Origin of the sequence: Paenibacillus aurantiacus, from assembly GCF_042431225.1 — a bacterium.
Lineage (GTDB): Bacteria > Bacillota > Bacilli > Paenibacillales > Paenibacillaceae > Paenibacillus_Z > Paenibacillus_Z aurantiacus.
Genome location: NZ_JBHMDO010000039.1, coordinates 113,102 through 139,064, shown reverse-complemented (window position 1 = coordinate 139,064; position 25,963 = coordinate 113,102). Strand labels below are relative to the sequence as shown.

Below are 25,963 nucleotides of genomic sequence, written 5' to 3'. Positions count from 1 at the left end.
ATCGTTTCGAAACCAAAGGCCAAATCCGCGTTATGCAGGATTTGGCCTTTTCTTCGCGTTAAGTTTGGTCAATTTCGATCCAAGATTATTTCTTCCGCAGCTGAGACATGATTGCGCGCCCCGTCGGCGTTTGGGCCAATCCGCCGCCGGCAGTCTCGCGATGCTTCTCCGGCATCGCGGAACCAACCTCGAGCATGACCTGGATGACCTCGTCGGACGGGATTACGCTGCGTACGCCAGCCAGCGCCATATCGGCGGCTGCCAGCGCGGTGACCGATCCGAAGCCGTTGCGCACGATGCAGGGGATCTCGACGAGCCCGCCAACGGGATCGCAGATCAGTCCCAGCGTATTCTTCAGCGCGAGCCCGACCGCATGCATGGCCTGCTGCGGCGTTCCGCCGCGCAGCTCGACGAGCGCGCCTGCCGCCATGCCGATCGCCGACCCGACCTCGGCCTGACAGCCGCCTTCCGCGCCGGAGACGAACGAGTTGTTGGCGATGACATATCCGATCGCGCCTGCCGCGAACAAGCCGTATACCATATGCTCGTCGCTCCAGCCGAAGCGTTCCTGACTGCTCACGAACACACCCGGGATAATGCCGCACGAACCGGCTGTCGGCGTCGCGATGATGCGCCCCATAGAAGCATTGATTTCGGATACGGCTAGCGCATAGGCCATCGCGTTCCCCGCATGTTCGCCGAGACTAAGTTCGGCGCCGCGTCCGTAGTCCATGACGCGCTGCGCGTCCCGGCCGGTCAGTCCGCTGCGCGAAGTGGTATCCTCCGTAAGGCCGCGCTGTACCGCTTCTTTCATGATCCGGTAGTAATCGGCCATCGTACGAAATTCCAGGTCGGCGTCCCGGCCGGATTCCGCGCTTTGTTCCTCGACCATTAAGCGGCCGATCGATTGACCGCGTGTCTCGCATCGTGCAGATAGTTCGTCTAAGGTGCGAAAATTCATGGTTCTTCCTCCTTATTCGTCTTGCTGCCGATATCTATCGATGCCGCGGTTTCTTGCAAATTAACGGCATGAACCGCTGTGACCGTTTCGATCTGGTTGATCTCCGCGATCAATGTCTTGGTAATAGGGGAATCCAGCTCGAGTACGGTAAGCGCATCGCCGCTTCTTGCCTTGCGATCGACCGACATGAAGGCAATGTTGGTCCTGCTGCGTCGCATGGCATCCGTAACGCTTGCGACGACGCCGGTCCAATCTTTATGCCGAATGACAAGCGTTGGATAGATGCCGGTAAGCTTGACGCTGAATCCGTCGATTGCCGTGATTTCGATGTTGCCGCCGCCGATTGACGTACCGGTGACGGCGACCTCGCGCGGCGTGTCGCCGCTTTGGGCTCGCAGTAATAGCTTCGCCGTATTCGGATGCGAGAATGCGCCGCGTCCTTCTCGGAACGCCACCGTTAGTCCTTGTTCTTCCGCGAACTGAAGCGATTTCGGAATCCGGGGATCGTCTGTCTGCCAATCCAGAAGGCCGCCGACGATCGCGATGTCGGTGCCGTGACCTTCATATGTTGCGGCGAACGATCCGAAGAAGGTGATTTCGGCTTCGGCGGGCGTGATGCCCAGCAGCTGCCGGGCGAACCGGCCGATACGCGCAGCGCCTGCCGTATGCGAACTTGAAGGCCCGATCATGGCCGGACCAATAATGGAGAATACGTCTTTAAAACGCACAATGGATCACCTATCTTCGCAGGATGACTGATGATGCAGCATGACAGTGACAGTTCTCTTCTACTATAAGCTAACCACAATCCAATCGGAGCAGACAACTTGTCACAAATTCAATTTACAGCTGGATTTGGCGCGTCTTATAATAAATTTATGATCAAAATGCCGGATGTGAAGACGCGATGAAGATAAGGCAGCACAAGCCGGCTCGGCCGGAAGGGCACAACCTTCCCCCGAATCGGAAGAGGACGGAAGCGAACGGCATTCAACAGCTGCAGCGCAAGCTCGGCAATCAAGGGCTGAGACAGTTGCTTGCGGCGGACGAATCGGCAAGAGCAGCGCAAGTAAAGGCGTCTCAGGCGATGATGGAGGAACAAAAGGACGCGGAGCAAGAGTACACGGACTACATCGAACCGGAAGCGTTCCGGCGGCCGTTCCAGACGTTCGACAAAGAAAACCACACGCTCTGCATCGAACAGGAGGGCGAGGGCTGGCGGCTTGTCATGCACAGCGAACCGACGCCGCTCGGCGAACATCTGGAGCGGATCCGGGATTGGATCGAGAACAACGGTTCCGTGCAGCAGAAGACGGATTACGAGCGTGCTTGCGAATTAGCGGAAGAGATCGACCGCGGAATTGCGCCTCGCGGCGCTTGGGCGGCTTGGCGGCCGCAAGACGGGGATGAGGTCGAGCGGCGGTTAGCCGAGCTATCCGTGTTGATGGAGAGTTTGCCGGGCGACGAATACGGCAATCAGACCGGCGCGCAGGCGAGACCGGCATCCACGGCCGCATGGACGTCCGCGAACGTCACGATTTCCGACGGTAGAGGCGGCACGGTCGCAAGCACCGATGGACGCAGCGTCGACGCGGTCGTTACGGTCAATCCCGGCGCGCTGCGCGGCACGGAGCCGCAAGCTGGCGCTCGGAGCCCGCTTCTCCAAGCGGTCAACGCGTTAACTGGCGGACAAGCGACCTATATTGCCGGTCACTTGCTCAATCATCACCTTCACGGCAAAGGGGACGCGGTCGAGAACTTGGCGCCGATCTCCGCCACGGCGAACCGGCTGATGGAATCGAATTTCGAGAAGAGCGCCAAGCAAGCGGTGCTCGGCGAGAACAAAGTTCTTAGTTACCGTGTGACCGCCACGTATCCCGGCGGTCGCGACGATTCGGTCGGCCCCGAGAGCTCGCTTCCAACGAGTCTGGACGTCCAGATCCGGGAATATGAGTTCGACAACGCGCACGGGGATACCGCGGTGCTGCGCAAGGATATCGACAATTGGACGCTGACCGGTCCCGCCTTGTATAGCCAAGGCAACTATCCGCTGCACCGGAACAACGACTACGTTCGGATCGAGAGCAGCATTGTGCAGCGGGCGCAGGATCATATCGATAAGGTGAATCATTTCATCAACAACCCTGCATTCGGGACGCTTCGTGCCCCGCTGCAAGTAAGCGCGAACCAATTTCTGACCGACGGCCAGCAGATCGTGAACGATCCGAATCTGATGCACAACTACTTGACTCATGAACAGAAGCTCGTGGCGATGGCCGTCGCTTGGAACGCCTTGGAGAACGACCTGATGATCGCGCTGCCCAGAGGCAAACGCAAGCGATGACGATTACAAGCCGCCATGCCGGTTATTTGGCGCAGGCGAGGAGCGTGCTGGCATGGTGCGCTCCTATTCGTATGTCGGCCTGCCCTGCATCTAGAATGGACATTAACCCGAATGGAGCGACTTTGCTATGATGGCGTCAATTCCTTACGAGAACGGCTATGAGCATTGGCGGGACGAGCTGCTGTTGCTCGACGCTATCATTCAATTCCGGCTGGATTGCCGGGTGCAGCTGGAACATGATAACCCGTACGACCCGATGCGCGGCTTGCTGGTCACCGAGGAGGAGGTCGCGCGCTTGTTGAGTGATCGCGGAGGCGATGAAGCCATGAGCGCGCCGCTTGCGGCTCGCCAGCGCGCCATCTTGGACATGCGGACCGCGATCGACGCGCGGCTGGCCGCGAATTTGTCCGAGAACCGCCCGCTGCCGCTGCTTGAGCTTGCCAGTCGTTTCGGACTGCTCGCATTCGAGCGGCAGTGCGTCATGCTCGCGCTCGCGCCCGAGCTGAACCGCAAATACGAGAAGCTCTTCGGGTACTTGCAAGATGATGTCACGTGCAAGCATCCGACGGCTGATTTGGCGCTCAAACTGTTCGGCGGCAGCGAAGCTGGACAATATGCGCTGCGCGCGACGTTTGAAGACGATGCCCCGCTTATGAAATGGGTGATGGAAGAAGGGGAGCGCCCGGTCAGCGGGCTGGCCAAGCCGCTGCGGCTTGATGCGCGAATTGTTGCGTACTTGCTGGGCGCTTCGGATTTCGACTCGCGGCTTGCGCCATTCGCAAGACCGCTTGCGCACGCGGACGAGCGATCTCTCGTGGAGGTCAAGGCTTTACATGGGAAGCTGCTGAATTTCGTTCGGATGAACGAGAATAAGCGGCAGGGGGGACCGATGCTCATCCACTTGTGGGGCGGCGAAGGCGCCGGCAAGAAGACGCATGCATCCCTGCTCGCAGGCTCGCTCGGCAAGCGAGCGCTTAGCCTTCGGCTTCCACCCGAGAGTAAGTGGTCGGCCGAGACCGACCGTCTACTGCATCGATTCTTCCGGGAGGGACGTCTCTCCGACGCAATCGTCGTGTTGGAGCCGGAGGAGCCGGCCGGGGAGGAGGTCGGGAGCTACAGAAGGCTGTTGACCTGGACGAGAGATTACCGGAATCCTGTTATTTGGGCGACGGTGTCGTCACAAGCTATGAGCGGGCTTCCTACCGGGGATGAGATGCCGCTGCTGCAGGTGGAAGTGCCTGGGCCGGATATTTTACAGCGTCAGCGTTTATGGATGCACATGACCAGTCTGAACGAGCAGCACGCCGAGACGATAGCAGCCAAGTACCGTTTTACGCCAGGACAAATTCGCCGGGCTGCGGAACATGCGTCACAACTGGCTCGACTGGAGGACGGCGAGACGGAGGTTCATCATTACGAGCAAGGGGCAAGAGCGCAAGCGCATCATCGGATGGGCGACAAAGCCCGCAGACTGAAACCCCGCTACAAGTGGTCGGATCTCGTTCTGCCGGAGGAGCAGCTCGACATGCTGCGCCAGGCGAGCGCGATGATGCGATTTCGGGGAGAGGTATTCGGCAAATGGGGGTTCGAACAGAAATTGTCGTACGGCAAGGGGGTCAGCATGCTGTTCGCTGGACCGCCGGGCACGGGCAAAACGATGGCAGCCGAAGCGATGGCGAGCGAACTTGGCATGGAAGCGTACAAGATCGACTTATCCCAGGTCATCAGCAAATATATTGGCGAGACCGAGAAGAACTTGCGGGGTATCTTTGATGAAGCGCAGCGCTCTCATGCCATTTTGTTCTTCGACGAGGCCGACGCGATCTTCGGCAAGCGATCGGAAGTGAAGGATGCGCACGACAAATACGCGAACGTCGAGACCGCCTATTTATTGCAGCAAATGGAAGAATACGACGGCATCTCAATTCTGGCGACGAACTTCCAGCAGAACATGGACGATGCGTTCATGCGGCGACTAAGTCTAGTTGTTAAATTTCCATTCCCGGATGCAGATCACCGGGCGCAATTGTGGAAAGCGATGATACCTGCAGCAACACCAATGTCGAACGATGTCGATTTTGATCTGCTCGGAAGGAAGATCGAGGTCGCCGGAGGAAGCATCAAGAATATCGTAGTGACGGCTGCCTTCATGGCCGCATCGGCGGGGAACCCGCTTGGGATGCGGGAATTGGTCGCCGCCGCGAGGCAAGAACTGCGGAAAACGGGCAAAATTTTGCTCCCAAGCGAGTGGGACGGCCTATTCTAAAACAAGAGTCGAAACTTGTAAAATTTCATAGTCAGACGTTAGTGGAAAAGCTATAATAGGAGCGTGGAACTAGTTACATAAATTTATAAGCTTCCGACCGGACTTGCTCCGTGCCGGAGAGGTGGAGGGAACTTCATGGCCACTTACGCGGCGATCGCGGAGGCCGGCGCCTCGCTTCTAGCGCTCCTTCGGGAGACGATGTCCCCCGAACCGGTTACCCATCCCGAATTAATCGGCATGGCATCGCCGGCGGACAAGGGCGATTTGACCCTTTCCCTGTATCTGCACCGGGTCGCGGAGAGCTCGGAGGGCAGGCGAACGGAATTTATAGCGAGCGGTAGCGGCATGCTTCAGTTCCCGCCGCTTGCGCTTGATCTCTACTACTTGCTTACGCCTTACTCGAATGCGGATTTGCAATCCCGGACGCTCGACGAACATCGGATTCTCGGCAAGGCGCTTCAGGTGCTGCACGATAACGCGGTATTACGCGCGCCTTATTTGGTCGGTTCGCTCGCCGAACGAGGCGAAGAGCTGCGTATACAGGCGGATCCTTTGACGGCGGACGCGATGAATGGTGTGTGGAACTTCGGCAGCCTGCCTCAGAAGTTATCCATTCCACTGCGCATCGGCCCGGTTTATATCGAATCTACCAAGCTCAAACCAACCACGCGGGTCGTCGAACGGCAAATCCGCGTGCGCGACAAAGGAGAGTAGCATGCGGACGATATCGACTCGCTGCTCGCTCGTGCTCCGAATAAGCGACGGATTCACCGGCCGTCCACCCTCGCCGTCGGCAATTGGCGTCTCGCTGCTAGGCCAGACGCGCAAGCCGATCGCCAAGCCAGGCGGACTTTGGGTTTTTACTGATCTAGATGGATTGGAAGTAACCGTGATTGTTGCATCCGCGCAATTTATCGAACAGAAGCTGCGCATCCGGTTGGACGAGCTATCTTCATTGGAACCGGTCGTCCCCATAGCGCTGCTTCCCGGACCTGCTTATCCGCTTCCAACAGGTACGACGGTGTTGGAAGCGCTAATACGCGATCGCGCAGGGAATCTATTGATTGATGAACGGGTGGATGCGGATATTACGCTTCCCCAGACCGCTCGAGGGCGACTCGTAGCAGGCGCCGCGGCAGGCATGAACGAGATCGAAGTGATGAAGTCCGGCGTCATAAGCCCTGGCGATTGGTATAGAATCAGCGGCCGCGATCAAGCGGCTTCCGGGCAGCTTGTCCGCATCCTTGAACTTCGCGACGGTGTCCGCCAGTATCGAACGGCGAATCCGCTGCTTGCGCAAACGACTCGGGGCGATTTGCTTCTCCCGCACATGAAGTCGGCAACGGATGGCAGAGGTCGATTACGGCTGGTGCTGGGTCAGCCGCTGCCGAACGAGGCATTCGAAATTTTTTTGAGCTTTCCTGATCGAGAAGATCAGACTCCCATTGGGATTACCCTTAAGCCTTCTGTTTTGAATCAAGCGGACATATGTCTTGAGGTTTGAACATACGAACAATACGAGTTTCGATAGGTTCATTGATGCCGGACCGTGCCTGTTACGGCAGCGTGCATCAGTTTATCTTATATAACCAAATGGGAGGAGGAACTGGTTTCGCCCCCAGTGGGCAAGGCTGACCGTATCGGACAGCTGACGTCGCGGGATAAGCGAAACCGGGGATCATGGCAGAATATTTGTCGCCTGGCGTGTATGTGGAAGAATTTGAGAGCGGTGCGAGGCCCCTTCAAGGCGCCAGCACGAGCACGGCTGGTTTTATCGGATTGGCTCAAAGAGGCGCGACCGAAGGTTTGCCCGAGCTTGTAACCAGCTTTGCGGAGTTCAAACGGTTATTCGGCTCTTATCTGTCCGAGAATGCGTTCGGTCCTTATCGTTTCCTGGCTTACGCGATCGAACAGTTCTTCATGAATGGCGGCTCTCGCTGCTTCGTTATGCGTGTGGCGCCGAAAGATGCTCGCGCTTCCGTGAACACCTCCGCTGAATCGGGCGTGCTGTCGCTGTCTGCGACGAATCCCGGCGCATGGGGAGATCAGATCCGGGCGGAGCTGCTCCCGTCTAGCAAAGCGAAGACGCAAATCTTCGAAATCATCGGTGATGCGGCGGAGTCCAAACGTTACCGTGTCAAGAACAATGCTGGCTTCAACGCGGGCGATGTCGTCGCATTCGACGACGCTGCAGGCAAGCAATACAACCGTGTCGTATCTTCGCAAGACAACATCATCGAGCTGGAACAACCACTTGCGGGCGGAATCGAAGTGGTGGACAACTCGCTGCTGCCGGCGAAAGTACTGTCGACATGCGAAGTGACGTTGAACGTCTTCTGCGGCAACGAAGCCGAGAGCTTCGAGAAAATGTCGCTTAACGCCGCTGCTGCGAACCATATCATGAAGGTTATGGAGCGCTCCGGTTTGTTGAATGCGGCTGACCTAAGCACGGAATCCGAGGAAGCGGTGCCGCCATTTACAGTCATCAGCGGATTGCCTGAAGCTGCCGGCAAATACGACATCGTGTTCGGCGGCGGCAGCGACGGTTCGATCGCAAGCTTGTCCGCGTCGGATTTCGTGGGCGAGGACAATGGTCCGGGTCGCCGCACGGGCATCCAATCGTTCATCGATAACGACGTCGTCAGCATTATGGCGATCCCTGGCGTGACGGACCCGAACGTGCAAGTGCAGCTGGTGGCACATTGCGAGAATCTCGGCAGCCGCTTCGCGATTCTGGACATTCCGCGCGAGAAAACGAAAGTAGCCGACGTGCTGACGCACCGGAATATTTTCGACTCCAGCTATTGCGCCATGTACAACCCATGGCTGCAAGTATTCGATCCGCTGGATAAGCGCAACATCTTCATTCCGCCATCCGGTACGGTAGCGGGCATCTACTCCCGTTCCGATCAGACGCGCGGCGTGCAGAAAGCGCCGGCGAACGAAGTGCTTCGCGGCGTCGTCGGTCTGGAAGTGCAATATAACAATGGCGAGCAGGATATTCTCAACCCGGCAGGCGTGAACCTCATTCGCAGCTTCACCGGTCAAGGCATCCGCATCTGGGGCGCGCGCACTTGCTCGTCCAACTCGCTCTGGAAATATATCAACGTGCGCCGTCTGTTCATCTTCATCGAAGAATCGATCAAGAACGGCACGAGCTGGGTCGTCTTCGAACCGAACAACGATCAACTGTGGGCGCGCGTACAACGCACGATCGATGCGTTCCTTACGCGGGTTTGGCGCGATGGCGCACTCATGGGCACTTCGCCAGCCGAGGCGTTCTACATTAACATCGGACGCGAGACGATGACGCAGGACGACATCGACAACGGCCGCCTGATCTGCGTCATCGGCGTCGCGCCGGTGAAACCAGCCGAGTTCGTTGTATTCCGCATCACGCAGAAGACCGGTTCCGAATAATAGACAAGCCGCTAAGAACGTTTAGACCAGCAGTATATATGAATGGAAGGGGATTTCCATGCCAGGCGAACGTAATGATCCATACCGCAATTTTAGGTTCCGCGTAGAATTGGAAGGCATCCAGCAAGCGGGATTTAGCGAAGTATCCGGTTTTGAAGCATCGCTCGACGTGATCGAATACCGGGAAGGCAACGAAGTTATTACCCCGCGCAAGCTCCCGGGTTTGGCGAAATACGGCAACATCACCCTGAAATGGGGAGCGACGGACTCGCTCGACCTGTTCGATTGGATGCAATCGTGCATCGAAGGAACGGTAGAACGGAAGACGGTCACGATCATCGCGATCGACGAGGAAGGCGGCGACGTTGCGACATGGCAAGTTATCGAAGCATGGCCGGTGAAGTACTCGGCGCCAAGCTTCAACGGTACAGGCTCCGAAGTGGCGATCGAATTCGTCGAGCTTGCCCATGAAGGCATGACGCGCACGGCGTAATCATGTAGGTCAACAACACGATTAATGGTGAGGGAACAAGGGATGGTGAGGCGCCGATTGCGCGCTTGCGTCATCTCTTGTTTTCCGCTTTAGCAGCTTTGAAGACAAATTATGGAGGGATTACGATGGCATTTCAAACGGAATACCAATTCGAGCTTCCGCGCGGTTACGTGGACGATCAAGGGACGCTGCACAAGCGGGGCGTCATGCGTCTGGCTACGGCGGCGGACGAGATTCTGCCGATGCGCGATCCGAGAGTGCAGCAAAATCCGGGCTATTTGACAGTCATCCTGCTGGCCCGCGTCGTGACGCGGCTTGGCGATTTGAAGCATCTCGACACGAAGGTGATCGAGCGTCTGTTTACGGCGGACTTGGCGTATTTGCAAAATCTATACCGCTCCATTAACGACATGGAAACGCAGAGGGTGCATACCGCTTGCCCGAAATGCGAGCATGAATTCGAGGTGGATTTCGATTTTTTGTCCGCGGCGGAAAGCCTTTAACGGGCTATCCGATCGACAAGCTGTACGAGGAAGCGGGGTTCATCGCGTATTATTTCCATTGGCCGCATGACGACATTATGAATATGGAGCACCGGGAACGGCGGCGTTGGTGCGAAGAAATTTCGCGCATTAACCGGAAGCTCAACGATGACGAAGACAAGGTGAACGTGTTCGACGTCTTCAAGAAGAGGTGAGGGTCAGGTTGAGCGCGTTAACAGAGAGAATGCCTTATGGCGGCGTGTTCCGATTTTGGGTCGAGCTGGATGGCATGCTGGTCGGCGGGTTCAGCGAAGTGACCGGATTGTCGGCGGAGATCGAGACCGAAGAGTTCCGCGAAGGCGGCGTGAACGGGTATGTGCATCGGATCCCGAAGTCGGTCAAATATTCGCCGATCGTCCTCAAGCGCGGCATGTCCCAATCGAGCGAGCTTTGGGATTGGTATGCCCAGGCGATGAACGGGAAGATCGTGCGCAAGAGCGGATCGGTTATATTGCAGCAGCTGGACGGCGAAGAGATGTGCCGGTGGAATTTCTTCGAAGCATATCCGGTCCGTTGGAGCGGTCCAGACTTGAACGCGTCCCAAAGCGATATTGCAGTCGAGACGATCGAGCTTACGCATAACGGGCTGAAAACGATTTTTAAATCGAAATAAACGTTTTTCACAGCCCAGAAAAATTAGACCGAAGCGTCAAGCGAAAGGGGGGGACGTAAGTGATAAATCGCGAAGACGTGCCGTCGTCCGACCAATCGGCAACCGCGATGCTAGAGATGGGCCGCTCGCAGCGGCATCAATCTTTCGCGCAGACGATCGCGGACAAATACAGGTTCGTCCGGCGGGATGACAGAGGACGACTATCACTTACGTTCCGGGAGAAAGGCGCTGCGGCGGCTGCGCTGCCTCCAGCTTCGATCACGACGGTCGTTCAGCACGTGCAATTGAAGTTAGGTCTGCTTATGCCGCTGCAAGTCCAGCTGGAGACTCTGGAACGCAGGTGGCTTATGCAAGTGGAGCGCTGGTTGAAAGGAACGGATCGGTCGTTCGACCGCGTCGTGAAGCGCGTAGGAGAGAGATTGCGCGACGAGGATCGTCGCCAGCCCGGCGTCGACAGGAGCGCAAAGGCAATACCGCCAGCGCATAATCCGTCTCCTGCTGCACAAGCGGCAAGCGGCATTCCAGCTTCAAGACCTGTAGCCGGAGCAAACGGGTTACCAAAGCCGATGTCCAGCGAAGATCGAGGACGTAGGGCGGAGACGCCGTTCATTCACGCATATTCTCGCGTACGTCCCGAGGCGATGACTGACGACGGCACTTCGCTGCGCAAGCTCGAATTGCAGGTGGATCGACATCGTGACGAGCGAGTCGAGGATTTGCTGGTGCGAACGCGGGAGGAATGGCGAAGAGCTTGGCGGAGAGAGGAGCGTCCGGCTTCGGCAGCGGAAGGGCGCCATCTGGACGCAGGTCGTAATGGAAGAGGCGATCACCTTCATTCGATGGCGCAGACGAGGACGAATGAAAGGCGCATCGAACAGGGAGACAAGTCAAGCTTACCCGTTCAGGGGGCGAACGTCCGCAACGATTCGCAAGTCATCGATTCGGAGCGAGAACGTCTGAATGGAACAGCAACCCCTGTCATCGCAAGCCAGGCGTACCGCTCTCAAGCAACGGTGGTTATGCAGCGCTATTTGCAAAAGCTGAACTCGAGCGCTTCACTTGTGTCAGGCGTTAGTGCGCTTCGGCAAGCCCTGCAGCATGCTGGGAATATTGCGGACGTTGCATTGAACGCTCGCTCCATCGACGGAAGCGAAAGTGGCGCAGCTAAGAGCCGTAACGCGCGAATCATGCAGTCGGCAACGCTTTTTGCGACGTCACCGGGAGTTCTCAACGCTGAACGCGTACACGATGTTCGCAGCGGAGCGGCACCCAGAGTTCTTGTCATTGGCCGTATGCGCGACATTCACGCCGGACTGGCAGCGGAAGGCTCTGAAGCTGGCCGCACGCGTGAAGTTCGCACCGGACTGGCGACCGAAGCACGCATGGCAGACCGCAAGCCAAGCGGTCATTCGAAGTGGTCAACACAGCTTGTATACGCGATGTTGGGTCGGCTAGCCGGCGAGCGATCCGTCACGATCCGTCCGTTCCTGAATCGGACGCTAGGGGCCAATCGGATAGCTGCGGTAAACACGGATACGGACTTTGAGTTGCTGCGTGAACGTCGGGACGCACGCCAGCAAGACGCAGTTACGAACCCACCAAACACGAAGCCGACTCGAACGGTAATCGCGCGAGAAGATAGCCCTCCAACCCGTATGGCGCGGGATGCCAACCGAGTGACAGGGAGTCAAGGCGACACGAGGGCAGACATATCGGCTCTACATGGCAATGTTGTTGGAACGAGAGGTTCGGCACCATTGACGCCAGGCATGACGAGCGCGCCGATTCAGCTACGACTGCTTCGTCGACCAGCAATGGCGAATGTCGAACGACATGCAGATGCCACTGTGCAGCAGCGAACCGTGAGTCATCAACAAGATGCCAATGATACTGTGCAGGAATCACACGCTCGTCTTCAACAAGATGCGTCGAAGCGACCGGATGCGCCGAGGACTAGGAATGAAGTTGCCGCGAGCACAGCATCTACAACGGATGGCTTGCCTGCAATAGACAATCCTGCTGATCGATTGGCGGAATCCGCCGACTTGCGGCCAAGTCAATCTGCGCCTCAGCACAAGCGTAGTTTGGCGAAGGAGCGTCAGCAGTCTGCTCGTGGCAGCCAGTCCGCAGAAGGTACGATGATGCAGGCTTACCGCCGACGGGATGCGGAAGGCCGTCTGGCTTTCAGCCGCTGGCAGCTGGTTGAGGTTGAACCGGCGCCGGATGACGGTCTTGGGCAGAAGCAGGCAAGCTCAACCATACGGCCGGTACGAAGCGTGCTGCTCGTCCAGCGGATCCGAAGTAGCGAGAATCACGGTTTGCTCTACGAGGCAGGCGAGGAAGCGATCTCGAAAGCTTCCGGGAGATCGGCTCGAAGCGGCGATATCCAGCTCATCGTCAAGCCTGCTTCATCCGTGCAAAACGCAGATAAGTTGGCGCGACAACCGTCGGAGCTGCTCTCGCAGCAATCATTGCTGCAACCGTCTGTGCAGCCAACGTCGGAGCAACCGTCGCAGCAGTTGTCGGATCTACCCTCGCAGCAACTGTCGGTGCAGCCGTCGGCAAGAAGCTGGATCGTTGCGACCTCTCCGTCGCAGATTCAGCGTTACATCCATAGATTACAGACCAATGGACGTAATCCAGCGGATGGCGTGAATTCGGGTGGCGCGAAGTCTGATGCGTCGGAGCATCAATCTCCGCGTCGGCTCAACATTAATGGGTTAAGCGCGATCGCGTATGGAAATGAACATTCGATATCCTCGGTTACATCCGATCCGTCCGTTCGTCTGATTCTTGCAAGACGCAAGGCTAATTCGACAGTAATCACCGCAGGAGTCGGACGCGACAAGACAGATTCGACGACGATTCGCGAGATCCGCGTTGAAGTGAAGAAACAAGTGACCGTTCAGGGGACGTCTTCTTCATCTAGAGCGACCGATAAGCAACAGGCTATTGGACAAGTTCGCAGTCAGGACGCGCAGGAATTATCGATCGCGGTCCGCGCGCAAGCGAACGTCGGGCGATTCAAGCTGCAATCGCGCGCGTTGTCTGCTTTGATCATGGATGGGGCGTTGAGCCGGAGCAAATTCGGGATCCGCGACGAGCATGCCGAAGTTGGCCATATTTTGGCAAGGCGTATTCTGCCTAGAGGAGAACAACCGCTTCAAGGGCGAAGAGCAGAGGCCGCTTCCGAATCGAAGGAACAAACCTTCCATATCCATCTCCGGCTGAATCGCACGGATCGGGAAGGCTTCGCGGCGCAATCGTCGCGCACATCGCACGTACATTCTGACGAACCGATTAAGTTTCGGGAATCCGATTTTAATGCCGGCCGTACTGGTAGCTCATCTAGTCCACAGCAAGCCAAGTCGGCAACAGGAACGACGTCGACTCCGCTTCGGCAGGCCCGGCAATCGATTGAACAAGCAGCAGGAACAGCACGTTTCGCGCGAGCTGCCAACTTGTCACTCGTGTTTGCTGCGGCGGCGCGCGGCTTGAATCGGCTTCATATCGGAACAACAGCCAGCCGTTTCACAGGTCTGCAAGGAGGTAGACCGTTGTCGGCCAGAGTGGCTGACAGGAAGAACAGGCAGGTACCCGTAGAGCACGGGAGCTTCGACAATGGAGCTTCGCAACGTTCGAATACGGCCGCTCGCGTGCAATCGCCGGCATCGCGCAGCATCGGAGCTATGAATGCGGTGCATCGCAACAGTGACCGAACTCGTGAACCGCTCTCTGCCGCTCAAGGCGAGCTGCGCTTCGCAAGGCCGGGCTTCCCGGGATCGTCTGCAGAAGGGATAACGCATCGGAACAATCCAGTAGCGAACGATGTGCAATCAGCTGTTGAGCGCTCAGCTGCGCGACGGATATCGTCACTGGGAGATCGTCATGCTGCTGATCTGAGCCATCGGACTTCGACTGCCGACGGCGCCAGCCCCGGAATTGCATCCCGCGCAAGAGGCATCGCGCAATCCGACTTGTTCGTCGATCGTCCGAACGTCGGAAGCACGCACGTGCGTCGCGCACGCCGATCAACCGCAGACGAAGTGGCAAGTCGTATGCTCACAGGAAACGCTGCCAGCCGGCACTTGGCCTTCGGGCGCGAGAATCCTGCGCCGTCCGTTCCCAATACTGGACATCGTTCAGTACGGCAAGCTATCGTGCAGCATCCTATGCAGCCAAGATTATCAGCTAGCTTGGCCCGTAATGCGATCCAGGATGCTGCGGTTGTTCCGAGGAACGAAGGATCGATCCAGACGGTCAACGGCTCATCGGGGATTCGGGACGGCAACTATTCGTTGACGGTAAGAACCATCCCAGCATCAATCGCTGGCCAGCTTGCAGCGTCGAACGAATCGACGATCGAGCCGAACAACTCGGCCAGGCCAGCTGCAGCGCGAATGAACCGCCGTCTGACGCAAGTCAATCTGACCGAAGCCGTGCAATTGCGGAACCGTCGTTATGCGACTGCGGGCAGATTGGATCGATCGACCGCGGACCAGCCCTTGCAGGGGCAGGATGGCGAACTGTCATCGCGGACGGGAATAGAACGCCGGACGACCTCATCTTCGCCGCCGATGCACTACACAGCGGCGCGCCCGCAGCTGGCTGCCGGGCCGAGCCGGGCGAACGTTCTCGCCCAGCCTGCCATGATGCAGCATGCGGCGAAGACGTCGCCATCCCAAGCGCAGCCGGTACAACCCGTCATGCCGATCGAACCGCCGCGAGCGGCACCGATCGATCCCGTTGTGCTCCAGCAAGCGTTAAACCAACTGCCGCAGCTGCAGCCCGACGTCATCGCGGGCAAAGTCATGACGGCGATCGAGAAGAAAATGAAATTCCAGCAGCGGACGAGAGGTTATTAAGGTCGACCGCTTGTCCCGGAACGTAAAGGAGCGAGAACGCCATGGCATTGAAAAAAGCGAATATCATCGTGAAACGGGGGACTGGCCAGGAGACGCTGGAAGTGCTGTTCAACCCAAGCGAATATTCGTTGGAATCGGCCAACACGTTCGCGTGGCAGACGATTCCCGGGCTGCAGACCCCGATCGCGCAGTTCATCAGCGGCGAATCGACGACGCTAAGCATGGAGCTGTTCTTCGATTCGTACGAGAAGGGAACGGACGTGCGGAAGCAGACATCCAAAGTGTCCAAGCTGCTAGACGTGGACAAGGATTTGCATGCGCCGCCTACCTGCAGGTTCGTTTGGGGCTCGCTGGATTTCAAAGGCGTCGTCGAGCGCGTTTCACAGAAGTTCACGATGTTTCTCGATTCCGGACTTCCCGTGCGCGCGACGCTGTCCGTGACGTTCCGCGCAATCGCCAGCATGAAAGAGCAATACCAGAACATCCCTCGTCAATCGGCTGATCGGACGAAACAGCGTACGCTTGAGCAAGGCGATCAACTGTGGATGATCGCGGCGCACGAATATGAGGACGCGGGCGAATGGCGGGCGATCGCGGAAGCGAACGCCATCGACAATCCGCGGACGGTCCGAACCGGACGCAAAATCATCATACCGAGGCTGGATTAGACGATGGCAGACGTGAAATTCGACAACAGCACCTATACGTTTGATGCGCTCGAGCAGAAATACCGCAATTTTTTCGCGCCTGCGTTCGAGGTGACCATCGACGGCACCAATTTGACCCGTCAAAGCGTGGCGATCTCCTCCATCACGGTCAATACGATCACGAAGAATGAAGCTGATTCGGTCTCGTTCACCGTCGAGAACGCCTACGATCCGATCCGGCGGGAATTCCAGTGGACGGATTCGCTGCTTGCCATCGGCAAATACATGACCGTCAAGATGGGGTATACGGACAAGCTGGAGACGGTCTTCTATGGCATCATCACGACGGTAGACCTCGATTTCCCGGCCCAGGGCAATCCGACCATACAGGTGCAGGCGATGGATGCTTCGTTCTTCATGACGAAAGGCACGCATTCGAACACGTGGTTGAAGAAGAAGGATTCCGACGTTGTCAAGGCAGTCGGGGCGAAGTACGGGCTTCGCATGGTGGTCGATGATACGGTCGTGGAGAAAGAAACGATCGAACAGTCCGAAACGACCGATTTTCTATTCCTGAGCGAGCTGGCGCAGATGAACCACTTCGACTTCTTCGTTGTCGGCAAGACGCTGTACTTCCGCAAGCCGAAGCAGTCGAAGGTGCCGGTCATGACGCTTATGTACGGCAAGAACCTCCGCAGCTTCTCCACCACGATCGATCTGTCGGGTCAAGTGAGCCAGGTTGTGGTCCGGGGCTATGACAAAAAAACGCTTGAACCGATCGAAGCGACAAGCCGCAATATCGATATTATCGGCAACAACTCCAGGACGGGTCGCGACATCATGCGGTCGCTCGCGGATTACACGAAGCAGTACTACTATACGAACTCCGGCACGCTGCAGGAAGCGCAGCATTTGGCCGACGCGATCATGAACGAGATTGCTATGGACCTGATCAAAGGGCAGGGGGAGAGCATCGGCATCCCCGAGATGCGGGCCGGCCGATACCTGAAGCTGGACGGATTGGGAAGTAAATTCAATCAAGTGCTTTATTTGACGCGAGTCACGCATACGATTTCGGCATCCGGTTACTTAACAACATTCGTCGTGGAGGGCAATGCGATATGATGGGATCGAATTCGCCAGGCAGCCGCTCTGGCAGAGGGGCTGGCGTGGAAGGCGTCATGCTGGCTCAGGTGACGAACAATCAGGATCCGGAGAAATTAGGCCGGGTAAAGCTGAAATTCCCGCACCGCGAGACGAATCAGGAGAGCGATTGGGTGCGTACCTTGACGTTCATGGGCGGCAAAGACCGCGGCGGACTGTTTGTTCCAGAGGTCGGCGACGAGGTGCTGGTGGCGTTCCACATGGGCGATTTCAATCAGCCGTATGTCATCGGCGCGCTATGGAATAAAACTAATCCTGCTCCGGCAGGCGGCGAGAAGAACAGCATCCGCAAAATCAAATCGCGCTCCGGCCACGAGTTTATTCTGGACGACACCGAGGGCGGCGAGAAAATTACGCTGAAGACGAAGAAGGGGCACAAGATCGAATTCGCCGACCAGAACGACGAGCTGAAGCTGACCGACAAGAGCGGCAGTCATGCGGTGACGATTAGCGGCAGCGGCAGCGGGACCGTGACGATCAAGAGCTCTGCGACCAAAATCGAAATTACGGGCGGCGGCGACGTCACGATCTCCAGCACGAAGGCGATTAACGTCAAGTCGACGCAGGTGAGCGTCGAAGCGTCGGCCGCGCTGAGCCTGAAGGGGACGGCTTCGCTGGAGCTGAAGTCGGATGGTATCGTGTCGATCAAAGGCTCGATGGTCAAAATCAATTAGCGCGAACGTAACCGGAAAGGCGGTGGACGAAGATGGCTTCCTTTATGGGAAGAGGCTGGAAGTTTCCGATCGAAGTGGACGCGACAACCGGCCGGATCAAGACGAGCGGACAGGAAGAAGATATCGCCGAGGCGATCCGTATTATTCTCTGGACAAGCAAGGGAGAGCGGGTCATGCGGCCGGATTTCGGCTGCGGCCTGCGGGAGTTCGTGTTCGAGACGACGGACGAAACGACGCTGCGCTTGTTGGAATCCGATATCCAAGAGGCGATCCGCGTATGGGAACCCCGGGTTCACGAAGTGGAAGTGGAAGTGGAAGCGATGCGGGACGCGGAGGAGCCGGGCAAGCTGCTGCTGAACATTTCGTACGTGGTCAGGACCACGAACAATTTGTTTAACCAGGTATTTCCTTTCTATTTGGAGGAAGGCACGAAGTAGAAGGGCGGCGTACAGCGACGATGAAAGACAAGCGAGAGTTGAGCGAACTCACACAATGGATGAAAGAAACAGCGCCGTATTATACGCCCGAATGGCGATTCGCACCGGATGATCCCGATCCCGGCACGGCGTTGTTCCATATTGCCGCGGACATGGTCCAAGAGAGCCGCAAGCGGCTGGACCGCGCGCCGAACAAACATTTTATCGAATTTCTGAACTTGATTCAGACGCAGCTGCAGCCGGCTCGCCCCGCTCGGACAGACGTCGTGTTCGAATTGAGCGAAGGCGCGCAGGAGTCGGTGTGGATTCCGAGAGGGACGCAATTGACGGCACCCGCACCCAGCGGAGGGGACGAACTTATCTTCGAGACGGACCGGCCGCTGCTCGTCACCCCGGCCAAGCTGCTCGATGTCATCAATATCAGTCCGCTCCAAGATCGTATCGTGCTGGCAGCGGAAGATTATCCGAACCGCGTTATGGTCGGGCGATCTGAAGTATCGCTCTTCGATACGTCCGTCGGCGTCAACTTGCAGGAGCACGCGCTTTATCTTCGGCATGATGAGTTGTTCATGGCGACGCATCCAACGGAATTCACCGTTCTGCTCAAACATGCCGCCAAACAATACAAGCTGCCGGAACTCGCGGAGCGGCTGGCGGGGACAGTTGATTTGGAATGGTCGTATTGGTCGGGGGGCAGCTGGACGGCTTTCGACGAAGTCAAAGCGGACGGCCATGCGATCAAGCTTCGCAAAACGGCCGTTCGGACAGTGGACGCGACCGTGGTCGGCGGCGTGGAAGGGCGTTGGATCCGCTGCCGGCTGCACAATGCGGAGAGCGGCGAGAATCCGCTCCTCTCCCGCGACTTGGAAGTCGAGGCGTTGGCGGTGTCAACCTCGTTCGATGAAAACTGCGGCGTGGAAGGGATTCCGCCTTCCATGATGGCTTTCAATGACATGGAGCTTATCGCGGGAGGCTGCTATCCGTTCGGCGAGCACTTCGCGCCGTTCGCCGCGTTCTATATGGAGAGTCAGGAAGTGTTCGGTAAGCGTGAAGGCAAACTTACCGTACGATTCCGGATGACGATGACGCCGAATCTGCTGCGCGTCGCGCCGGATCCCGAGATTCGCTGGCGGATGGTTATGCGGCGGAGCGAACTGGAGAAGAAGGATCCGCCGCGCGTCCGAATCCAGCGCGTCATGTGGGAATATTGGAATGGCAGCGGCTGGATGCGGATTCCAGGCACGGAGCGCTATGAGACGCTGTTCGGCGAGATGCCAGAAGGCGAAGCGGTCGACTGCACGGTTATATTCGATTGTCCTCGTGACTTGGAGCAGACCTTCGTGAACGCGCAGTACGGATATTGGATACGCGCACGCGTGACGGCGGTCGACAACATTTATGCGCCGGAGATGGTTTATGTTTCGCCGCATCTGGATCAGATCAATCTGAGGTACGCTTACGATTCGCGGACATTCGCGGCGGAGAACGCGATTGCGTTCAATAATGCGGCGCTGCGGGACTACTCGCATGCGGCAGCTCAAGGCGGCAAGCCATTTCGAGTGTTCGAACCGCTGGATAGCCGCGAGCCTGCCGTCGTCCTGGGATTCGACGCTCCGCTCCTGAAAGGACCGATTCGACTGCAGCTAGCGCTTCAGCCGGGCAAATGGTCTTCCCTGCAGCGGCCGTGGATCGAATGGGAGGCGCTTGTCGGCGATGGCGAACGCTTGCGCTGGCAGGGCATCACGGCGGCCGACGAGACGAACGGCATGACCGAGCAAGGGGCCGTACAATTCGCGGCGCCGCCCGATATGGCGCGCACGCTGCTGTATGGACGAGAGCGTTATTGGCTCCGAGCGGTGAATCGTGACCGCTATTACGATATGTCGCTCGCGTCCGACTATCCGGTAGCAGCCCGGATTGACCTGAATGCCGTACCGGCCATGCAGCAAATGACGATTCGTTCGGAGACGCCGACCTATCGGCGGGGCCTGTACAGCTTATCGCGAACGCCTGTTATTTCGGAGGAAGTCTGGGTGGACGAGACGGGAACGCTGCTGGAGCCGGAGCTTACGCAAAGGCTGCGGGATTATCCGGACGATCATGATGTCTTATACGACAGCGAAGGCGGCGTTCATCGGGTGTGGGTGCGCTGGCAAGGCATGGATACGTTGACGGGCTCCAGCTCGGAAGACCGCCATTATTTGCTCGATCGCGCCGCGGGAACGATCGGATTCGGCGACGGGATCCGAGGAAGAGCGGTCCCGCTAGGCGGTCCGGATGGCGTGCGCTGCCACTACAAGGTCACGGCCGGAGCCGGGGGCAACATTCCAGCCGGTTCGATCAAGGGCTTACTTCAATCGGTGGCTTTCGTCGCCCGCGTCGCCAATCCGGCTCCGGCCGGCGGCGGCTGCGACACGGAGCGTATCGAGGCTGCTCAAGTCCGTGGACCCGAACGTCTGAAGCACCAAGGCCGCGCAGTGACCGCCTCCGATTTCGAATGGCTCGCCCGCGAAGCGTATCCGGGCTTATCCAAAGTAAAGTGCCTTCCGAATCGCGACGTACTGATGCGGCGGGCACCCGGCGCGATCACGCTGGCCGTGCTTGCCGATCCGGGAGAGGCCGGGCATGCATTGTTCCCTGCGGTCAAACGGCAGATCGAATCGTATCTGATCGCGCGGGCCGCCAACACGGTTACGGTCCGTCCGACGATTCAGGTGACCGAGCCGGCATTCCTGGAAGTGTCCGTCAAGGCGACCGTGACGACCGAATCGATGGATCAGCTTCTGGAGACGGAGGAAGGATGCTTGACGAAGCTCCGGGCGTTTCTAGACCCGGGGCATGGGCATTTTGACGGGAAGGGCTGGGAGATCGGCGAAGAGGTTCATGCCTCGCTATTCTATTCGCTGCTCAAATCGGTGCGTACCGTGAAGAACATCGATCATCTCTATATGTCCATCGTGAAGGTGGAAGACGGCCGGCGGATCGAGATCGATCCCGCCAAGCAACCTCAATTTCCGCACGGCATCGTGCGAAGCGGCCAGCACCATGTCGATGTGCTGGTCGGCGAAGGGAGAAGGTGACCGGCATGCTGCCATCCCCGAATTTGGATGACCGGAAGTTCGAGCAGATCGTCCAGGAAGCCAGACGCGCCATTCCGAAGTGGATGCCGGACTGGACGGACGAGAACGCGCACGACCCGGGCATTACGCTCATCGAAATGTTCGCGTGGTTGACCGAAATGCAGCAGTTCTACATGAATCGTATTCCGCTGCGCAGTCAACTGAAGTTCTTGAAACTGCTCGGCACGAAACCGAAGCACCCGAGCAGAGCGAAGGCGCAGGTCAGCTTCAGCGGTTTGGAGCAGGCGCTTGCGCTGCCCGAGGGAACGAAGCTGGACGGAATCGACCAGCGGTTCGAGACGGTCGAGCGGATCGTGCTGCATCCGGCTAAGCTGGACCGCATTATCGTGCGTACGGAGAAGGAAGCCAACGATTATACATCGACGAACGACAACGTGGGGGTTTCCTTCTATGCCTTCGGCGCGGATGCCAGAGCGGGGAGCCGGTTCTACATGGCGTTCGACCGCGAGCTGGCGGCTGGCGACGAGCTGACGATCTCGGTGACGCTAGCCGAAGAAGACGGCACGACGTTCGTGCCCGCGCGTCATCCGCAGCAGGATGTGGTGCCGTCGGCAGCGGTATCCTGGAAGTTCTACGGCACGGAGATCCAAGGCGATGAACCCGCTGAACCGTACGCAGTCGGCTTCGGCGCCGCTCGTGCTTCGGCTTGGCTGCCGCTGGATATCGTCCGGGATGATACGCTTCAACTAATGTACAGCGGGACGATCACGATTCGGATCCCGCACCCGATGCGTCAAGTGATGGTGCATCCCGCCAACGATCGCGGGCGATGCTGGATCAGCTGCGCGATCGAACAGGAAGGTTATGAGAGTCCGCCTCGTATCGAACATATTGCGCTGAATACGGTACAGGCCGTTCAGCAGGATACCCATGCCGTTCTCTACGATACGAAAGGCGGGGGCAAGACGGATCAAGCCATACGGTTAAGTTCCCATCTGGGCGTGCATGGGGCGCTGCGGATCCAATTGGCGAATTCGCGCGGGCAATGGGCGGATTTGCCCCATGTAGGCGCTGCGAGTGAAGAAGCGCGCCTTGAAGAGAGCGCTAGACTGGCTAGTTACCGCGTGACGCGTAACCTGGAAGCGGGCGAAGCCGACGTCGCCGTCGAAGGAATTCCGGAAGATATCGCCGCAACTATGGCGGGTAAATCGCTGCTGCGCGTCATCGCCTACTCGGAAGCGTTATATGACAGACGGTTGATCGGTCAGACGAATGGTCTGCCCATGCAGAAAGTAGCGGTCTACGATCATCCGCTGCAGAACGGGCGGTTCAAGCTGCAAGTCGGACAGCTCCAGGATGGGCAATGGCTATGGGAGGATTGGGTCGAAGTCGATGATTTCGACGCTTCGGCTCCCTCGGACAAACATTTCGTCTGGGATGAAGCCGCTCAAGAGCTGCGATTTGGCGACAATGAGCGTGGTCTTGTTCCAGCGGCTAGCGCGAAGCCGAACATTTGTCTTGTAGCTTGCGCCTACGGCGGTGGAAGCCGCGGCAACGTGAAGCCGCATTTCATCGATCGGATCGCGCATGATTTGTACGCGGACACAGGACTGCAAGTCACCAATCATCAATATGCGCAAGGCGGGACGGAGCGCGAGACGATCGAAGCCTGCATCGACCGGGTTCGCAATGAACTCCGGCAGCCATTCCGCGCGGTAACGGCCGAGGATACGGAATACATCGTGCGGCGAACGCCTGGCCTGCGCGTCGCCCGTGTCAAGGCGCTGCCGTTGTATACGAAAGGGCTGGCTGATTATCCGCGGGAACAAGCCCCGGGTCAGCTAACGGTCGTCGTTGTTCCGGGAAGCCCGACATTGACGCCGAAGCCGAGTTCGGGGTTTCTGCAGACCGTGAAGCGGCATTTGGACGATCGCAGATTAATCACGACGGAGACGCATGTGATCCCGCCGGATTATATCCGAATTACCGTGCATGCCGTCATCGTCGTGGAGCCGCATTATGTCGACGAGCACGGCAAGGTGAAGGCGGCGCTGAACAAGCTGCTCAAGCCGCTTGACGGCAAAGACGGCTCCCAGGGCTGGACATTCGGCCGAACGGTGCACAAGAGCGATCTATACAGCATCATGAATGCGATGGACGGGATTTGTTATATACAGGAATTGTGGCTGGACGCGGATGGCAAGCAGTGGAGCCGAACGGCTTCGGGCGATATCGCGCTTCCGCCATACGGCCTCGTCTATTCGGGCGAGCATGAAATCGAACTTATCAGTCGCCTGAACGTATAGTTTCAGCCGCACAAGTGAAAGGAGGCGAGCGTCTCTGGAACGCGATCCGTTATTTTTTTCCTTTAATAAGGAATCGGACTGGGCGAACGGCCTGACCAGCAACCTTGAATGGTCGGACGACGGATTGCGCATCCGTCAGACCTATAAATACGGCATTCGCAGCACGGTTCAACTGAACGGTCTGGACGGAATCCGGGACGTTCACGACTTCGCGATCGGTCCGTATGGCCGGCTGTACGTGTTGGACGAGAGCGGCGACGTCTGGATGTACGACCAGGAGAACCGCCATCATGAACGGTTGTTCCCAAGCGGACATGGATTGTTCGGGCAGCACGCGCTGTTGGCGGCCTCCGGCGAAATGCTGCTCGTGGCCGACCTGGAAGGCGAGCAATCGATTGCGGCTTACTCGGTATCCAACTCGCAGACGTATTGGAGTTTCGGGGATCACCGCGGCATGCCGATCCTTCCGCTGGCTGTCGCGTCGGACGACGACTTTTTCTACGCGGTTACACCGCTAGACGCAATTCGGTCCGAACAGGGCGATTGGACATCCCCGGCAGGGGGAAGGATGGGCGTCGTACAGATCACCAAAGCAGGCGAGGTGGTCGCGGTCATCGAGGAGGACAAATGGCGGACCAAGGAGGCGGTGTCTGTGCGCCGTCTGCGTTATCGGTATTATTTGGCCGTCTCGTCCGAACAGGATGTATTCGTCTTCGATGCCGCCGGTCATTTCCTGGTCGGCTTCCCGCATGACGGCGAGCCGCCCTCCCGGATTTATCTGCCATCGCTGCAGTTCGCGGGGCTTGCCATCGACTCGCGCAACCAGCTTTATATCGGGGATTCGCGCCACGTAGACGACGAAGGAGAAGACGACCGTTTTATCCTCAATCTCGGGGAGAACGGCGAGTGGATTAACAAGGTGCCGGGCTTCCGGGGGAAGGCCGACAAGCTAATCTTCGGCGAACGCGATCAGATGTATATCCTCAACGCCGAATCGGAGCGTGCGACCATTACGGTGCTGGAGCTGCAGCGCCGAACGCTCGAGAATGAAGAGAGCGGCATGCTGGAAGGCATTCTGCTCATGCCTGCTCTCGATAGCAAGGAGGCTGAGACGGAATGGCACAAAATGCAGCTGGACGCCGACATCCCCGATGAGACGCAGCTGCGTCTGTCTTATTTCTGCTCGGATCGGGATAGCCTCGTCATGAACGGTCGAATCGTTCATATCGACACGCTTATTCACGATCCATCGCTTACGCTCCGGGAGAAGAATCGGTTGCTGGCGGAACTGTGGTCCGAGCCGGTCATCAACCCGAGAGACGCGTTGTTCTTCGAGGCGAAGGGCCGCTATTTGTGGTTGAAGCTCGAATGGATGGGCAGCGAGCGCAAGACGCCTCGGCTGAACCGGCTACGGGTATATTTCCCGCGGCTCACGTATTTATCGTATTTGCCTGCGATGTATCAACAAGATCCGGGCGGATTCATGGAACGGTTCCTTGCGCTGTTCGGCTCGATGTTCGATCGCGTCGAATCGGATATCGCTGATTTGCCTAGACGGTTCGACAGCGACCTTGTCTCGGGATCGGCGCTCCGTTGGCTCGGAAGCTGGCTGGGTATCGAGGTCGACGAGCATTGGAACGATGCGCAGATCCGGCGGTTCATTCAGGAAGCGCCGCAGCTTTACCGCTATCGCGGCACGCGCAAAGGCATTGAAACGATGGTCGAAATTTACACAGGCGTTAAGCCGCATATCATTGAATATTTTCAATACAAAGCGATGCGCGAATCAGCCGATTTGCGGGCGATTACCGATTTGCTATACGGCATGAATCCGACCAGCTTCTCCGTCCTTGTGACGATGGAGCAGGCGCCGACCGAGAAGCAGCGGCTCATGCTGCAGCGCATGCTGGATGAGCAAAAGCCGGCTTTTACCGAAGCCCGCCTGATCGTGCTGCAGCCGTGGATGTACCTGGATATGCATACGTATTTGGAGCTGAACACCGTGCTGACGGAGCCTTCGCTGCTGACGCTGAGTCCCGACCGCTCCATGCCGAGCGATACGCTTCTCGTCGATGTCGACAGGGATCGGCGGCTCGACTCGCATACCCGGCTGGGATTGGATTCGGAACTGGAATAAGGAGCGCGGCTATC

Annotated in this window: 19 protein-coding genes; 17 read left to right on the top strand and 2 right to left on the bottom strand. The window is 57.9% G+C overall.

The genetic code is table 11. The annotated features are described in order from the left end of the window. Window positions 1–85 precede the first annotated feature (85 nt). On the bottom strand, window positions 86–961 hold the full coding sequence (gene sdaAA, locus ACFFSY_RS24460; RefSeq protein ID WP_377499044.1) for an L-serine ammonia-lyase, iron-sulfur-dependent, subunit alpha: 876 nt from the start codon (window positions 959–961) through the stop codon (window positions 86–88). After that, entirely contained in the window at window positions 958–1,689 is a 732-nt protein-coding gene (gene sdaAB, locus ACFFSY_RS24455) for an L-serine ammonia-lyase, iron-sulfur-dependent subunit beta (protein WP_377499042.1), read from the bottom strand. Before sdaAB ends, sdaAA begins: the two co-directional genes overlap by 4 nt. A gap of 179 nt (window positions 1,690–1,868) precedes the next feature. Here sdaAB and ACFFSY_RS24450 point away from each other — a divergent pair, with 179 nt between their 5' ends. The 17 genes from ACFFSY_RS24450 (at window position 1,869) to ACFFSY_RS24370 (ending at window position 25,949) form a co-directional block, all read left to right on the top strand. Next, a complete protein-coding gene (locus tag ACFFSY_RS24450) occupies window positions 1,869–3,305 on the top strand; it encodes a hypothetical protein (RefSeq protein WP_377499040.1) in 1,437 nt (478 codons plus the stop codon). 127 nt (window positions 3,306–3,432) lie between these two features. Further along, entirely contained in the window at window positions 3,433–5,571 is a 2,139-nt protein-coding gene (locus tag ACFFSY_RS24445; protein WP_377499038.1) for an AAA family ATPase, read from the top strand. Window positions 5,572–5,706: 135 nt separating this feature from the next. Continuing rightward, window positions 5,707–6,285, top strand: a complete 579-nt coding sequence (locus ACFFSY_RS24440) for a Pvc16 family protein (RefSeq protein ID WP_377499036.1) — start codon at window positions 5,707–5,709, stop codon at window positions 6,283–6,285. A 1-nt stretch (window position 6,286) separates the two neighbouring features. Further along, on the top strand, window positions 6,287–7,075 hold the full coding sequence (locus ACFFSY_RS24435) for a hypothetical protein (protein ID WP_377499034.1): 789 nt from the start codon (window positions 6,287–6,289) through the stop codon (window positions 7,073–7,075). Between the two features lie 176 nt (window positions 7,076–7,251). Beyond that, on the top strand, window positions 7,252–8,991 hold the full coding sequence (locus tag ACFFSY_RS24430; RefSeq protein WP_377499032.1) for a phage tail sheath family protein: 1,740 nt from the start codon (window positions 7,252–7,254) through the stop codon (window positions 8,989–8,991). A 58-nt stretch (window positions 8,992–9,049) separates the two neighbouring features. Beyond that, entirely contained in the window at window positions 9,050–9,484 is a 435-nt protein-coding gene (locus ACFFSY_RS24425; protein WP_377499030.1) for a phage tail protein, read from the top strand. Between the two features lie 125 nt (window positions 9,485–9,609). After that, the gene (locus ACFFSY_RS24420) at window positions 9,610–9,987 is read left to right on the top strand and encodes a phage tail assembly protein (RefSeq protein WP_377499028.1); all 378 of its coding nucleotides are present in this window, start codon (window positions 9,610–9,612) and stop codon (window positions 9,985–9,987) included. Beyond that, on the top strand, window positions 9,942–10,181 hold the full coding sequence (locus tag ACFFSY_RS24415) for a DUF6760 family protein (protein WP_377499276.1): 240 nt from the start codon (window positions 9,942–9,944) through the stop codon (window positions 10,179–10,181). Before ACFFSY_RS24420 ends, ACFFSY_RS24415 begins: the two co-directional genes overlap by 46 nt. A gap of 8 nt (window positions 10,182–10,189) precedes the next feature. Then, window positions 10,190–10,639, top strand: a complete 450-nt coding sequence (locus tag ACFFSY_RS24410) for a phage tail protein (RefSeq protein WP_377499026.1) — start codon at window positions 10,190–10,192, stop codon at window positions 10,637–10,639. A 59-nt stretch (window positions 10,640–10,698) separates the two neighbouring features. Beyond that, window positions 10,699–15,504, top strand: a complete 4,806-nt coding sequence (locus tag ACFFSY_RS24405) for a hypothetical protein (protein ID WP_377499024.1) — start codon at window positions 10,699–10,701, stop codon at window positions 15,502–15,504. A gap of 41 nt (window positions 15,505–15,545) precedes the next feature. After that, window positions 15,546–16,172 carry a CIS tube protein gene (locus ACFFSY_RS24400; RefSeq protein ID WP_377499022.1) on the top strand — a complete coding sequence of 209 codons (627 nt, stop codon included), beginning with the start codon at window positions 15,546–15,548 and terminating at the stop codon, window positions 16,170–16,172. Between the two features lie 3 nt (window positions 16,173–16,175). Continuing rightward, window positions 16,176–17,276 carry a phage late control D family protein gene (locus ACFFSY_RS24395; RefSeq protein WP_377499020.1) on the top strand — a complete coding sequence of 367 codons (1,101 nt, stop codon included), beginning with the start codon at window positions 16,176–16,178 and terminating at the stop codon, window positions 17,274–17,276. Then, complete coding sequence (locus ACFFSY_RS24390; protein ID WP_377499018.1) at window positions 17,273–17,989, top strand: phage baseplate assembly protein V; 717 nt, start codon at window positions 17,273–17,275, stop codon at window positions 17,987–17,989. The genes ACFFSY_RS24395 and ACFFSY_RS24390 overlap by 4 nt, the downstream gene beginning before the upstream one ends. Window positions 17,990–18,021: 32 nt before the next feature. After that, a complete protein-coding gene (locus ACFFSY_RS24385) occupies window positions 18,022–18,426 on the top strand; it encodes a gp25 family contractile injection system sheath assembly initiator (protein ID WP_377499016.1) in 405 nt (134 codons plus the stop codon). A 20-nt stretch (window positions 18,427–18,446) separates the two neighbouring features. Then, window positions 18,447–21,506 carry a baseplate J/gp47 family protein gene (locus ACFFSY_RS24380; RefSeq protein WP_377499014.1) on the top strand — a complete coding sequence of 1,020 codons (3,060 nt, stop codon included), beginning with the start codon at window positions 18,447–18,449 and terminating at the stop codon, window positions 21,504–21,506. 5 nt (window positions 21,507–21,511) lie between these two features. After that, window positions 21,512–23,812: a putative baseplate assembly protein gene (locus ACFFSY_RS24375; RefSeq protein WP_377499012.1), complete on the top strand. Its 2,301-nt coding sequence runs from the start codon at window positions 21,512–21,514 to the stop codon at window positions 23,810–23,812. 124 nt (window positions 23,813–23,936) lie between these two features. Next, window positions 23,937–25,949, top strand: coding sequence for a phage tail protein (locus ACFFSY_RS24370; RefSeq protein ID WP_377499010.1), 2,013 nt, complete (start codon window positions 23,937–23,939; stop codon window positions 25,947–25,949). Window positions 25,950–25,963: the final 14 nt, after the last annotated feature.

What these genes read in the sequence shown, in the direction of transcription:
- sdaAA (WP_377499044.1), bottom strand. Translation starts at nt 961, where the DNA reads ATGAATTTTCGCACCTTAGACGAACTATCTGCACGATGCGAGACACGC.
- ACFFSY_RS24450 (WP_377499040.1), top strand. Translation starts at nt 1,869, where the DNA reads ATGAAGATAAGGCAGCACAAGCCGGCTCGGCCGGAAGGGCACAACCTT.
- ACFFSY_RS24445 (WP_377499038.1), top strand. Translation starts at nt 3,433, where the DNA reads ATGATGGCGTCAATTCCTTACGAGAACGGCTATGAGCATTGGCGGGAC.
- ACFFSY_RS24440 (WP_377499036.1), top strand. Translation starts at nt 5,707, where the DNA reads ATGGCCACTTACGCGGCGATCGCGGAGGCCGGCGCCTCGCTTCTAGCG.
- ACFFSY_RS24435 (WP_377499034.1), top strand. Translation starts at nt 6,287, where the DNA reads ATGCGGACGATATCGACTCGCTGCTCGCTCGTGCTCCGAATAAGCGAC.
- ACFFSY_RS24430 (WP_377499032.1), top strand. Translation starts at nt 7,252, where the DNA reads ATGGCAGAATATTTGTCGCCTGGCGTGTATGTGGAAGAATTTGAGAGC.
- ACFFSY_RS24425 (WP_377499030.1), top strand. Translation starts at nt 9,050, where the DNA reads ATGCCAGGCGAACGTAATGATCCATACCGCAATTTTAGGTTCCGCGTA.
- ACFFSY_RS24420 (WP_377499028.1), top strand. Translation starts at nt 9,610, where the DNA reads ATGGCATTTCAAACGGAATACCAATTCGAGCTTCCGCGCGGTTACGTG.
- ACFFSY_RS24400 (WP_377499022.1), top strand. Translation starts at nt 15,546, where the DNA reads ATGGCATTGAAAAAAGCGAATATCATCGTGAAACGGGGGACTGGCCAG.
- ACFFSY_RS24395 (WP_377499020.1), top strand. Translation starts at nt 16,176, where the DNA reads ATGGCAGACGTGAAATTCGACAACAGCACCTATACGTTTGATGCGCTC.
- ACFFSY_RS24390 (WP_377499018.1), top strand. Translation starts at nt 17,273, where the DNA reads ATGATGGGATCGAATTCGCCAGGCAGCCGCTCTGGCAGAGGGGCTGGC.
- ACFFSY_RS24385 (WP_377499016.1), top strand. Translation starts at nt 18,022, where the DNA reads ATGGCTTCCTTTATGGGAAGAGGCTGGAAGTTTCCGATCGAAGTGGAC.
- ACFFSY_RS24380 (WP_377499014.1), top strand. Translation starts at nt 18,447, where the DNA reads ATGAAAGACAAGCGAGAGTTGAGCGAACTCACACAATGGATGAAAGAA.
- ACFFSY_RS24375 (WP_377499012.1), top strand. Translation starts at nt 21,512, where the DNA reads ATGCTGCCATCCCCGAATTTGGATGACCGGAAGTTCGAGCAGATCGTC.